This window comes from Streptomyces sp. NPDC096339 (genome assembly GCF_044762985.1).
Lineage (GTDB): Bacteria > Actinomycetota > Actinomycetes > Streptomycetales > Streptomycetaceae > Streptomyces.
Map to the genome: position 1 here is coordinate 15,723 of NZ_JBIWFI010000025.1, position 12,826 is coordinate 28,548.

Consider the following 12,826-nt stretch of genomic DNA (forward strand, 5'->3'; position numbering starts at 1 on the left):
ATCCGCTAGCCCCTGGGCGCAACAGGTCTGGAAAGATGCCACGGCAATGTCTGAGTCATCGAAGTCATCGAAGCCGTCGAGTTCGCCGAAGCCGTCGCCGCAGTCGCCGCCTCCCGTCCCGACCAGCGCCGACGTGGCCCGGCTCGCCGGAGTGTCGCGGGCGACGGTCTCGTACGTCCTGAACAACGCCGAGGCCGTGCGCATCAGCGAGCCGACCCGGCGCAGGGTCCGGGAGGCCGCCGAGGAACTGGGCTACGTCCCGCACGCCGCCGCCCGCAGCCTGCGGGCCGGGCGCACCCGGATCGTGCTGCTGCCCACCCCGAACGCTCCGATCGGGCCGCTGTACAGCGCGTTCCTCAACGAACTCCAGCGGGCCCTGCGCCGCCTCGACTACACCGTGGTCCAGTACGGGAGCCTCGGCCTCGACGGAGACGAGGCCGCCCGCGCGTGGGCTGAGCTGCGGCCGGTCGCGGTGATCTCGCTCGGCGAGACCACGCTCACCGCCCGCGGGGTCGCCACCCTCAAGAGGGCCGGGGCGCGCGCGGTCATCACCATGGGGCCGGACCGGGTGCCGGGGGCGCACGCGCTGGTCCTGAACCAGGAGGACGTCGGGGTACGGGCCGCGGCCCATCTCGTGGAGCGGGGCCTGCGGCGGATCGGTGTGATCGTTCCGCAGGAGGAGGGGCTGGAGCTCTTCTCCGGGCCCCGGCTGGCGGGCGCCCGTTCGGTGGCCGGCGCGGAGGTCGAGGCGCTCCCGATGGCGTACTCCGAGGAATCGGCCGGCGCACTCGCGGCGCGGTGGCGGCAGCTCGGGCTGGACGGGGTGTTCGCGTACAACGACGAGTACGCGATGCTGCTGATGCGGGCCTTCCAGGACGAGGGGCTGAGCGTGCCCGGGGACGTGGCCGTCATCGGGGCCGACGACCTGCTCCTCGGGCGGCTGCTGAGACCCCGGCTGAGCACGGTGCGGATCGAGATGCCGACCGGTGACCACCTGGCGTCGCTGGTGGACCGGGCCGTGCGGGAGCCGTCGGAGCCGTCGGGTCCGCCCGAGCGGGAGGATCTGATGGCGGCGGTGGCGATCCCGCGCGAGTCGACCTGACGGCCGGTTCCCGTGCGGGGCGCCGGGGCGCCGGGGTGGCCCGCGCGGTGCGGGCCGACGGTGCGGTGCGGGCCGACGGTGAGGTGCGGGCCGACGGTCCGGTGCGGGCCGGATGCGCGGGGCTCCGCCCCGGACCGCGTGCCCAGAACGCCCGCGGGGGCCGAGATGGTGCCGCCGTGCCTGCCCGTGCGGACCGGAGCGACGGCGCTCCGCCCCGGACCGCGTGTCGCGAACGCCGCCGTGGCCTGGAACGGGTGGCCGTTGACAGGCGGTGATGTGCGGACGGAGACTTCGGGCGCGCCCCACCGGGTGCAGCCGGCGTTGTGTTCCGGTGCCCACACCGGCGCCGGGGCCCTGTCGGCCGTACGGATCCGCCCAGGAGAGACCCCATGAGCATCCGCACCGTCCGCGACGTGTACGTCGTCGACGCCGTCCGCACCCCGATCGGCAAGTTCGGCGGGGCGCTCGCCGGAGTCCGGCCGGACGACCTGGCGGCCCACGTGGTCCGCGCACTGGTGGACCGTACGCCGGAACTCGACCCGGCCCGGATCGACGACGTCGTCTTCGGCGACGCGAACGGCGCCGGTGAGGACAACCGCGACGTGGCCCGCATGGCGGTGCTGCTGGCCGGGCTCCCCGTGAGCGTCCCCGGGGTCACCGTCAACCGGCTCTGCGGATCGGGCCTGGAGGCCGTGGTCCAGGCCGCCCGCGCCATCGCCGTCGGCGACGCGTCCGTGGCCATCGCGGGCGGCGTGGAGTCGATGAGCCGCGCCCCCTGGGTGGTGCAGAAGCCCGAGCGGGCCTTCCCCGCCGGGCACCAGCAGATGTGGTCGACCACCCTCGGCTGGCGGATGACCAACCCGCGCATGCCCGAGGAGTGGACCGGCTCGCTCGGCGAGGGCGCCGAACTCATCGCCGAGAAGCACGGCATCACCCGCGAGGCGCAGGACGCCTTCGCCCTGGAGAGCCACCGCAAGGCCGCGGCCGCGTGGTCCGCCGGGCAGTACGACGCCGAGGTCGTCCCCTACGCGGGCGTGGACCTGCTGCGCGACGAGTGCATCCGCGAGGGATCCACCCCCGAGGCGCTGGCCCGGCTGAAGCCCGCCTTCCGTACCGACGGGACCGGTACGGTCACCGCCGCCAACTCCTCCCCCCTCAACGACGGCGCCGCCGCGCTGCTGTTGACCGACGAGGAGGGACTCGCCGCCACGGGCCGCGAGCCGCTCGCCCGGATCAGCGCCTCCGCCGTCACCGGCATCGAACCCCAACTCTTCGGTCTGGGCCCCGTGGAGGCCGTCCAGCGGGCCCTCGCCAAGGCCGGACGCGGCTTCGCCGACCTCACCACCCTCGAACTGAACGAGGCTTTCGCCGCACAGGCGTTGGGCTGTCTGGCGGCCTGGCCCGAGCTCGACCCGGCCGTGGTCAACCCGCGTGGCGGCGCCATCGCCATCGGTCATCCCCTCGGCGCCTCGGGGGCCCGGCTGGCCGGCTCGGTCGCGCACCAGCTGGCGGCGGCCGGCTCCGGGACCGGCATGGCGGCGCTGTGCATCGGTGTCGGACAGGGCATCGCGCTCGTGCTGGAGCGCTGAGTCCCTCCACCGGAACGGTTGGGCGATCAATTCCGGTCACTGGGGAATGTCAACTGCCCAATAAGTGAACAGATGTGGAGCCTCCGGTCTGGCACGATGGCGCGTGCTGCCGCCCCCCCCCGCGTACCCGTCGCACGCCCGCCTATCCTCACCGGAGGCCCCGCGCCATGCCGCTCCTCGACCCGACGCTCTGGCAGGACGGACCCACCCTCACCGGCGGCGCCGCCCCGGTCGTCGAACCCGCCACCGGGCGCACCCTCGCCACCCTCGACCTCGCCGCGCCCGCCGACGTGGCGGAGGCCGCCGTACGGGCGCAGGCAGCCCAGCGGGACTGGGCGCGGGCCACCCACCCGGAGCGGGCGGCGGTGCTCCGGCGCGCCGGGGACCTGTTCGCGGACCACGCCGACGAGCTCGGCGAATGGCTGGTCCGGGAGTCCGGCTCCATACCCGGGAAGGCCGCCTTCGAGCTGCACGTCGCCGCGCAGGAGTGCTACGAGGCCGCCGCGCTGGCCTCCCGCCCGACCGGGCAGGTGCTGCCCAGCGAGGCGCCCCGGCTCTCCTTCACCCGCCGGATCCCGGCCGGGGTGGTCGGGGTCGTTTCCCCGTTCAACGCCCCGCTGATCCTGGCGATCCGCTCGGTCGCACCGGCGCTGGCGCTCGGCAACGCGGTGCTGCTCAAGCCGGACCGGCGTACCGCGGTGTGCGGAGGCCTCGCCCTCGCCGCCGTGTTCGCCGCCGCCGGACTCCCGGCCGGGCTGCTGCACGTCCTGCCCGGTGGCGCCGAGACGGGGGCCGCGGTGGTCGCCGACCCGCGCGTCAGGGTGGTCTCCTTCACCGGATCCACCGCCGCCGGGCGCGCCGTCGGCGAGCTGGCGGGCCGTCACCTCAAGCGCGTACACCTGGAGTTGGGCGGCAACTCCGCCCTCGTCGTACTCCGCGACGCCGATGTCGAGGCCGCCGTCGCCCAGGCCTCCTGGGGCTCCTTCTTCCACCAGGGCCAGATCTGCATGACGGCAGGGCGCCACCTCGTGCACGCCTCCCTGTACGACGAGTACGTGGAGCGCCTCGCCGCGCGCGCCGAGGCGCTGGCCGTGGGGGACCCGTACCGCGATCAGGTGCACCTGGGCCCGCTGATCGACCGCGCGCAGGTGGAGCGCGTACACGCACTCGTGGAGTCCAGCACCGAGTACGGTGCCAAGCTCGTCGCGGGCGGTACGCACACCGACCTCTTCTACCGGCCGACCGTGCTGGCGGGCGTCGGCGACGACACCCCCGCCTACGCGGAGGAGGTCTTCGGCCCGGTCGCGCCCGTACGGTCCTTCGCGACGGAGGAGGAGGCGGTGGCCCTGGCCTCGGCGGGCCCCTACGGCCTGTCGCTCGGCATCGTGACCGCGGACGCGGCGCGGGGGCTGGACCTGGCCGAGCGGATCCCGACCGGGATCGCTCACGTCAACGACCAGACGGTCAATGACGAGGCGGTCGCGCCCTTCGGCGGCGTGGGCGTTTCCGGAACCGGCGCGCGCTTCGGCGGCGAGGCCAATCTCGACGCCTTCACCGAACTGCGGTGGACCACGGCCCGCACCACCCCGGCCGGCCACCCCTTCTAGTCTCCGGTTCCAGTCTCCGGCCGGAATGCCGGGGGCCGCTTGATGGTTCCATGGGGCAGACGAATCGATCAGGAAGGTCCCGACACCGTGGCTACAGTCGAGCTCACCAAGGAAAACTTCGACCAGACGATCAGCGAGAACCCGTTCGTGCTGATCGACTTCTGGGCGGGCTGGTGCCGGCCGTGCCTGCAGTTCGCCCCGGTCTACGACAAGGTCTCGGAGACCAACCCCGACCTGGTCTTCGCCAAGGTGGACACCGAGGCGCAGCAGGAACTGGCCGCCGCCTTCGAGATCACCTCGATCCCGACGCTGATGATCGTCCGGGACCAGGTCGCCATCTTCGCCCAGCCGGGCGCGCTGCCGGAGGCGGCGCTGACGGACCTGATCGGGCAGGCCCGTGCGCTCGACATGGACGAGGTGCGCGCGAAGATCGCCGCCTCGCAGCAGGGCGGCACGCCGGAGGCCTGATTGCCCGCCGTGGCCGCCGTTCGGCGGTGACACTGGTCCGTATGACCGAAGCGGTGGAGTACGACGTCGTGGTGCTCGGCGGGGGACCGGCCGGCGAGAACATCGTCGACCGGACCCAGGCCGCCGGGCTGAGCACGGCCCTGGTGGAGAGCGAGCTGATCGGCGGGGAGTGCTCGTACTGGGCCTGCGTGCCGAGCAAGGCCCTGCTGCGTCCGGTGCTTTCCCGGGCCGACGCGCGCCGGGTGCCGGGTCTGGCGGGCGCCGTCGCGTGGCCGCTGGACACGGAGGCGGTCTTCGAGCACCGCGACTACTGGACGGGCAACTGGAAGGACGAGGGCCAGATCGACTGGCTCGACTCCATCGGGGCCCACGTCTACCGGGGCCACGGCAGGCTCTACGGGGTCCGCAAGGTGGCCGTGACCAGCCCCGAAGGCGTGCACCACGTCCTCTCGGCCCGGCACGCGGTGGTCGTCGCCACCGGCACCCGCGCCGTCATCCCCGATCTGCCCGGCATCCACGGGGCCGGCCCCTGGACCAGCCGCGAGGCGACCTCGGCGCGGCAGGTGCCCGGGCGCCTGCTCATCGTGGGCGGCTCCGTGGTGGCCTCCGAGATGGCCACCGCCTGGCAGGGCCTCGGATCGCAGGTCACCGTGCTCGTCAGGGGCCCACGGCTGCTGCCGCGCATGGAGCCCTTCGCGGGCGAGTTGGTGGCCGACGCGCTTCGCGAGGCCGGCGCCGAGGTCCGTACCGGAGTGACCGTCGAGGCGGTCGTACGGGACGGTTCCACCGGGCCCGTCACGGTGGTGCTGGAGGGCGGCGAGACCCTGTGGGGCGACGAGCTGCTGATGGCGACCGGCCGGGCGCCCCGGACCGAGGACATCGGGCTCGACACCATCGGCCTGCCCGCCGGGGAGTGGATCGGGGTCGACGACAGCTGCCGGGTGCCCGGCCACGACTGGCTGTACGCCGTCGGCGACGTCAACCACCGCGCACTCCTCACCCACCAGGGCAAGTACCAGGCCCGGATCACGGGCGCCGCCATCGCCGCCCGGGCGGCCGGCACCCCGCTGGACACCGAACCGTGGGGTGCGCACACGGCCACCGCCGACACCCGGGCCCTGCCGCAGGCGGTCTTCACCGACCCGGAGGCCGCGGCCGTCGGCCTGACCCTCGCGGAAGCCGAGCGGGCCGGACACCGGGTGCGGGCCGTCGACTACGACCTGTCCAAGGTCTCCGGCGCCGGCCTGTACGCCGACGGCTACCGCGGCCGGGCCCGGATGATCGTCGACCTCGAGCGGGAGGTGCTGCTCGGGGCGACCTTCGTCGGCCCGGGCGCCGCGGAACTGATCCACGCGGCCACGATCGCGGTGGCCGGCGAGGTCCCGATCGCCCGGCTCTGGCACGCGGTCCCTGCGTTCCCGACCATCAGCGAGATCTGGCTGCGCCTGCTGGAGGAGTACCGGGGCCAGGGCCAGGGCTAGTGCGACGGGGGCTCAGGTGCGCAGGTACGAGGCCCCGTTGACGTCGAGCACCGTGCCCGAACTCCAGACGGCCTCGGGGGAGGCCAGGTAGAGCACCGCCGAGGCGATCTCCTCCGGGGCCGCCACCCGCCCGAACGGGCTCTGGGCACGGATCCGTTCGCCCTCCGGACCGCCGAGCCGGCCCGAGACCCGTTCCGTGGCGACGAAACCCGGTGCCACCGAGGCGACCGCGATGCCATGGGGCGCGAGGGAGACGGCCAGGGACTGCCCGAGTGCGTGCAGCGCCGCCTTCGTCGCGCCGTAGGCCGGGTGGTCGGGCTCGCCCCGGAAGGCTCCGCGCGAGCCGACGTTCACGATGCGGCCCGCCCGGCCCGCGTCGATCATGCGGCGCGCCGCGCAGTAGCTGAGGTTCGCCGCGCCGAACAGGTTCACCGCCGCCGTGCGCTGCCACGCCTCCTGCCAGTCCGCGTACGAGGTGGTGGGCAGCGGGTGCGCGACCATCACCGCCGCGTTGTTCACCAGGACGTCCACCCCGCCCAACGCCTCGTCGGCCTCGCCCACCAGGGCCTCCACCCGCGCCGGATCGGCGAGGTCGCCGCTGACGAGCACGTGTCCGTCGCCCGGCAGGGCGGCGAGGGTCTCCTCCGCGTCGGACTGCCGGGCGGAGCAGTGCACCGCGACCCGGTCGCCCTGCCGGGCGAACGCGGCGGCGACGGCCCGCCCGATACCCCGCGAGGCCCCGGTGACCAGTACTCCTCGGCTCATCCGCCGTTCCTCCCGTCCGTCGACGCGTCCGCGCCTTCAAGATCGTGAACCGTACGCCAATATACGGGCGATCACGTGTACCGGGCATGGAGTTCCAGAGCGCACAGCAGGTGGATCTGCGCGTCCACCCACGGCCGCGCGGCCGCGCCCGGGCCCTCCTCCCGCAGCGCGCCGAGGAACCTCCGTACGAGGCCGGCCGCGGTCGACAGGCCCGTACGGGCCAGGCCGGCCGCGGAGTCCTCGATCGCTGCGCGGGCGGGCTCGCCCAGGCCGCGCAGCCCCAGGACCGCCGCCGAGGCCAACGCGGACAGGGCACCCTCCATCGCCTCCGTGATCGGGTCCCGCGGGCGCGCCACCGGGCCCGCCGCCAAGCGGGCGCCGGCGGCGGGGGCCAGATCGGGCACGGTCACGCCCTCGGTCGTCAGGACGGCCACCGGGTCGAAGACGAGGCCGCCGCCCGTCACCCGGACCAGGGCGCTCAGATGACCGACCTCGCCCCGGCCGCCGCGCAGGCACTCGGCGAGCACGTCCAGCGCGCCGGGACTGTACGGGTTGTGCGTCGCCGACACCGTCCCGACGGCCCCCCGCGCATCGCGCACCGTCACCTCCAAGCGCTGCTCGGCCGGGTCGTAGCCCACCTCGCCGACCTCGTGGACCTCGACCACATGGACGGAGCCGGCCTCCGTCCGAGGCCGGACCAGATACGGCGCGAGCCCCTCCAGCGTCCGGGCGTGAGCGGCGAAGTCCCGCAGCAGCAGCGGCTCGGGCAGCTCGGACCAGGCCGATCCGACCGGTGTCACGCTCGTCGAGGCCGGCCGGCCGCCGCCGATGGTGACGGACAGGCCGGGCGTACGGGAGGCGCTCTCGCTCACCAGATTGGCGCGGGCCACCGCTCCCAGGGTGGACCCCGCCAGCCGCCGCAGCGCCAGCTCGGGCCCGGTGGGTTCCTGTCCCGGTGCCAATTCCCACCGGCGGCGCAGCACCAGCCCCGTACCGGCGCCGGGGTGACCGAGGAAGACCTCCGCGGTCCGCTCGCCGGGGCCCCCACCGATCCGGCAGCCGAGCGCCGTGAGGCGGACCCGGCGCAGCGCTGTGTCGCCCCGCTCCCCGGAGCCGAGTATCTGGGAGGCGGCGAGCGCGCCCTCCCGGCCGGCCGCGCGGAGCCGGGCATGGAACTCGGCGATGAGCGCGGCGTACTCCTCGGCCCGGTAGCGGGCACCCCGGGCGGCATGGTCGTCGAGCTGCCCGGTCAGCTCGGTCAGGATTCCGGCGGGCCAGTGCAGGGCTCGGGCGGACAGGTCGTCCCGCACCCGGCGCAGCGCGGTGGCCAGTACCGGGCCCGCGTGGGCCGCGCCGTCCAGGAGCAGGTCGTCGAGGAGCGCGGCCGCCGCGCCGAGCTCCGAGGCGCCGGGCCGCGCCCAGCCGCCGCTCCCGCCCACGTCCACCCGGTCGGGCGGAGCGGCCGGATCGGCCTCGCCGGCGGCCCGGAACGCCCACACGGCGAGAGCGATCACCTCCCCGCGGTGGGCGGTGGCGGCATCCGTGACCGCGTGCCCGATGCCCTCCGCGGCCGGGACCGGGAACCGTACCGTGCAGGTGGGCAGTTCCGCCCACGCGGCGGGCTCCTCGGCGGTGGGGTGGTGCAGCCGGGCCGTGTAACCCCGGGCGAGAGTACGCCGGGCGGTGGCCACGGCGCGGGTCCCGACGGCCGCGCTCAACGCCTCGTCGTCGAGGTCGCCCGGAGACCAGGGTTCCCAGGCGGCACCCGTGTGCCCGGAGCCGCCGGGACCGGGGTTGCGGGGAGCCGGGCCGTCGGGACCGGCGGCGCCGGGGGCCGGGTCACCAGCGACCGGGTCACCGGTGCCCGGGCCTTCGGATGCCGTGCGTTGCCAGGCGAGGACCAGGCCGAGGAGGTGCCGGCAGATCCCGGGCGCCCCGCAGGTGCAGGTGCCCTGATCGAGGCCCGCGCCCGGCGGCAGCGACACCCGCGTGTCGTCCGGGAACACCCCGGTCAGCGTGCCGTCGGCCCCGGCGGAAGGCACCGCCCCGGCGCCCGCGTCGAGTTCCTTCGCCGCGCGTTTGACCAGTCCGCGGTTGGAGAGCGCCGCGAGGGTGTGGAGGTCCAGCGCGAGGAGATCCGTACGGGTCATCGGCCCAGCCTTTCGGCGACGAACGCGGCGAGCTCGCCCGGCGTCATCGCGCCGACGTGCGCGCCCACGTCGGCGAGCCGCTGCGCGAGCTCGCGGTCGTACGCCGGGTTCGCGTCCTCGTCGAGCGCGGCCAGCCCCAGGACGGTCGTGCCCTGCTCGGCCAGCGCGCGGACGCCGCGCACCAGCCGGTACGGATCGCCGCCCTCGTAGAAGTCGCTGATCAGCGCGACGATGGCGCGCCTGGGGTTGTCGATCAGGCGCGTGCCGTAGTCGACGGCCCGGGCGATGTCGGTGCCCCCGCCGAGCTGGACGCGCATGAGCAGCTCGACCGGGTCGGTGACATCGGCCGTCAGGTCCACCACGCTGGTGTCGAAGGCGACCAGATGGGTCTTCAGCCCCGGCAGCCCCCACAGGCTCGCGGCCGTGACCGCCGAGTGGATGACCGAATCGACCATGGAACCGGACTGGTCCACCAGCAGGATCAGCTGCCACTGCTCCAGGTGCGGGCGGGTGCGCGAGTGGAAGCGCGGCCGCTCGATCAGGATGCGCCGCTCGGAGGGCTGGTAGTGGGCCAGGTTCGCGCGCACGGTACCCCGGAAGTCGAAGTCCCGGGCCGAGGGCAGCAGACTCGGGCGGCGCGAGCGCGTCCCCGAGAACGAGCGCCGGATCTCCGGTTTCAGCCGCTCCAGGAGCCGGCGCACCACCGCCTCCACGATCCTCCGGGCCAGCGCCAGCACCTGCGGATTCATCAGGTGCTTCGTCCGCAGCACGGCGCGCAGCAGGGTCGGGTTGGGTTCGACGCGTTCCAGCACGGCCGGGTCCGTGACGATCTCGTCGATCTCGTACAGCTCGACCGCGTCCCGTTCCAGCCGTTCGATCGTCTCCTTCGGGAAGAGTCGGTGGATGTCGTCGAGCCAGTCGACCGCGGTGACCGCCGAAGGTCCGTCACCGCCCTCGCGTGCGTTCATCCCGGGGCGGACCCCGCGCCGGGCCTGCTCGGGGTCGCGGCCGTAGAGCCAGTCCAGGGCGGCGTCGCGGGCCGCGGCCTCGCCGCCGAGCGGGCCGGTGCACCGTTCGGCGGGGGCGCCCAGGATCAGCCGCCACCGCTCCAGGCCGGGATCGGGGGCGGTCACGGCGCCGCCCGCAGGCCGTAGCGGTCGAGGGTGCGCTCCACTTGCTCCTCCAGGTTCCGGGCCCGCGCGATCAGCAGCGGATCGGCGGTGACGCGCAGCAGCGAGCGTGCCGAGCCGCGCACGCCACGCCGTTCGATCAGTCGGGCGGCGATCCGCTCGCGCTCCCGGGGCGGGAAGTACGCGAACGCCTGCCGCAGGGCGGGCAGCCCCGCCAGGAAATCCGCCTCGGACATGGCGCCCACCAGCTCGTCGAGTACGCCGATCAGCGGCTCGGGCCCGCCGCCCGCCGTCAGCTCCGTACGGGCGAGGGCGAACAGGCCCGCCAGCCAGTCGCCGAGGGTCCCGGGGCCGGCCGCCGCCCGCACCGCGGCGGCCGCGCCCCGGCCGTCGGTTTCCCCCAGAGCGCTGCGCAGCCCGAAGGCCGCTCCGCGCAGGTCGGCGGGGGCCGCGGGATCCGCGCTGATCCTGCGGCACACCCCGGCCACGGTCTCCCGCGACACCGACAGCAGTTCCCCGGCGTGCAGCACCGCATCCCGTACCGCGCCGAGCGCGCGCAGCCGGCCCGGATCGGCGCCGCCGGCCGGGCCGTGAACCCCCTCGGCCAGCCACAGGACGCGGCCGACCGCGGTGTCGACGGCGCCGGCGAGCAGCGGGTCACGGGCCACGCCGTACACCCGGTCGTGCCGCCACAGCCCGAGTGCCGTGTGCAGGGCCTCGCCCAGGGGGCCGAGCCGCGTCGCCCGCCCGAGTCCGGTGCCGAGCTCGGCCACCAGGCGGGCCGACAGCCGGGTGGCGCCGCAGACCACGGCGTCGAACAGGACCCCGGCCAGCGCCGCGGGTTCCGGGCCCGCCGCGCGCATCCGGTCCTCGAGGGCCACGGCCGCCGCCTCTTCGAGGGTCGCGCCGAAGCCACCCGCCTCGATCAGCGCGGCTTCGCGGCCCGCCGTCGTACGGGGCTCCCAACGCTCGGTGAAGACCGGGTCGGTGCCGTGCGCCGGGCCGGAGACCCGGGCGAAGCCGGGCACCGCCAGCACCCGCAGCCGGTGCAGCACCTGGCTGCGCGCCAACTCCGCCTCGTCGGTGAGGCGCAGGGTGACGGGGCGGCCCTCGCCCGGCGTCAGACCCAGCGCGGCCAGCCGTGCCTCGACGTCGTGCACGAGGGGAGGCAGCGGCGTCCCGGGATGCAGCCGCCCGACCCGGTCGCCGGCGCACGCCGCGACCATCTCCACGACCACCGGGTGGGATCCGGGGCGCAGCGGACCGCGCCGGGTCCACGGCAGCGGCTCGTCGAGGGCGTCGGTGATCAGCGCCCCGGCCAGGCCGTCCAAGAGGTCGAGCCGGGTCGGTTCCCGGTGTCCGCGCAGCGCCGCCAGGCCCAGCGCGGTGCCGTGCGCGGCGATCAGCCCGGCCGTGGAGACCGGATGGCCGCGCTCACGCAGCCGCCCGGCCACGGTCCGTACCAGGCCTTCCCCCGCGGCCTGCGGGCCTGCCTCCCAGAGCCGCTGGTAATACGCGGGCGAGGGCATTCCGGACTGGTACCCGGCGAAGGCGTCGAGCTGCCGGAAGGAGTACGGCACGAGGAAGCTCCCGCCCAAGGCCCCCTCCGGCAGCGCGGGCACCCCCGGCCACCCGTCCCCGGGCGGGTTGCCGGAGTGCGGGTCTTCGACGGGCTTGTCCGCCCCGGGCCCGTCGGCTTCGGGCTTGTCCGCCCCGGGCTCGTCGACCCCGGACCCGCCGGAACGGGGCTCGCCGGTACCCGGTCCGGAAGCGCCCGGGCCGGGTACGCCCTGCCCGCGCGGCACCGCTGCCCCTGCCAGGGCCACCAGCGCGGGCCGGTGGAAGCCACCCGTGACGACCAGGACCGGACGGTCCCCGCCCGCGGCCACGGCGGCCCGCACCCAGGCGGCCATGTACTCCTCCCGCGCCCGGTCGCCCTCGTCCGCGATCGCGTCGCCGCGCACGAGGTCGAAGTACGCCTCCAACCGGGCCGCGAGCCCACCCTCCTCGGAGCCGGAGCCGGAGCCGGAGCCGGAGCCGGAGCCGGAGCCGGAGCCGGAGCCGGAGCCGGAGCCGGAGCCGGAGCCCGAGTCGGGCCCGGACTCGAACATCCGGTCCCACAGCGCGTCCACCGAATCGACCTGGAACCGCCGGCACAGCCGGGCCGTCACCTCGGCGTATCGGACCTCGGCGTCGGCGTACCGGTTGGTGCGCCCCGCGAACGCGGGATGCCACGCCGGCAGGTCGATGAAGCGGACCTCCGCCCCGGCGGCCCGGCCCGCCGTGAGCGCGACCCACTCCGGCGAGTAGTCGCACAGCGGCGTCCACGAGGTCGCGGTGCGCTCCTCGTCCCGGTAGTGGCTGAACACGGCGATCGGCAGCTCGTGGCCCAACAGCAGCTCGTCCAACCGCCCGTTGAGGTCGGCCGGCCCCTCGATCAGCACGTGCGCGGGCCGCAGCTCCTCGATCGTGCGGGAGACCAGCCGGGCGCACGCGGGGGAGTGGTGGCGCACGCCGAGGAAGGTGACGTTCAT

General features: G+C 75.3%; 9 protein-coding genes. 5 read left to right on the forward strand and 4 right to left on the reverse strand.

What is annotated here, in order from left to right; translation table 11 throughout:
- The first annotated feature begins 46 nt into the window (after positions 1-46).
- The 5 genes from ACIQ5Y_RS26720 (at position 47) to ACIQ5Y_RS26740 (ending at position 6,247) form a co-directional block, all read left to right on the forward strand.
- Positions 47-1,102 carry a LacI family DNA-binding transcriptional regulator gene (locus tag ACIQ5Y_RS26720; RefSeq protein WP_403885462.1) on the forward strand — a complete coding sequence of 352 codons (1,056 nt, stop codon included), beginning with the start codon at positions 47-49 and terminating at the stop codon, positions 1,100-1,102.
- 389 nt (positions 1,103-1,491) lie between these two features.
- Positions 1,492-2,691, forward strand: a complete 1,200-nt coding sequence (locus ACIQ5Y_RS26725; protein ID WP_403885465.1) for a thiolase family protein — start codon at positions 1,492-1,494, stop codon at positions 2,689-2,691.
- 167 nt (positions 2,692-2,858) lie between these two features.
- Positions 2,859-4,298, forward strand: coding sequence for an aldehyde dehydrogenase family protein (locus tag ACIQ5Y_RS26730; protein WP_403885468.1), 1,440 nt, complete (start codon positions 2,859-2,861; stop codon positions 4,296-4,298).
- Between the two features lie 42 nt (positions 4,299-4,340).
- Positions 4,341-4,766 carry a thioredoxin family protein gene (locus ACIQ5Y_RS26735; RefSeq protein WP_403885671.1) on the forward strand — a complete coding sequence of 142 codons (426 nt, stop codon included), beginning with the start codon at positions 4,341-4,343 and terminating at the stop codon, positions 4,764-4,766.
- A 41-nt stretch (positions 4,767-4,807) separates the two neighbouring features.
- Positions 4,808-6,247 (forward strand): dihydrolipoyl dehydrogenase family protein, encoded by a 1,440-nt coding sequence (locus tag ACIQ5Y_RS26740; protein ID WP_403885471.1) that lies wholly within the window; start codon positions 4,808-4,810, stop codon positions 6,245-6,247.
- A gap of 12 nt (positions 6,248-6,259) precedes the next feature.
- Here ACIQ5Y_RS26740 and ACIQ5Y_RS26745 read toward each other — a convergent pair whose 3' ends face one another.
- From ACIQ5Y_RS26745 to ACIQ5Y_RS26760, 4 genes are all read right to left on the reverse strand, one after another.
- Positions 6,260-7,012, reverse strand: coding sequence for an SDR family NAD(P)-dependent oxidoreductase (locus tag ACIQ5Y_RS26745; RefSeq protein ID WP_403885474.1), 753 nt, complete (start codon positions 7,010-7,012; stop codon positions 6,260-6,262).
- A gap of 71 nt (positions 7,013-7,083) precedes the next feature.
- The gene (locus tag ACIQ5Y_RS26750; protein ID WP_403885477.1) at positions 7,084-9,162 is read right to left on the reverse strand and encodes a hypothetical protein; all 2,079 of its coding nucleotides are present in this window, start codon (positions 9,160-9,162) and stop codon (positions 7,084-7,086) included.
- Positions 9,159-10,295, reverse strand: coding sequence for a VWA domain-containing protein (locus ACIQ5Y_RS26755; RefSeq protein ID WP_403885480.1), 1,137 nt, complete (start codon positions 10,293-10,295; stop codon positions 9,159-9,161). Before ACIQ5Y_RS26755 ends, ACIQ5Y_RS26750 begins: the two co-directional genes overlap by 4 nt.
- Positions 10,292-12,826 (reverse strand): DUF5682 family protein, encoded by a 2,535-nt coding sequence (locus ACIQ5Y_RS26760; RefSeq protein WP_403885483.1) that lies wholly within the window; start codon positions 12,824-12,826, stop codon positions 10,292-10,294. The genes ACIQ5Y_RS26755 and ACIQ5Y_RS26760 overlap by 4 nt, the downstream gene beginning before the upstream one ends.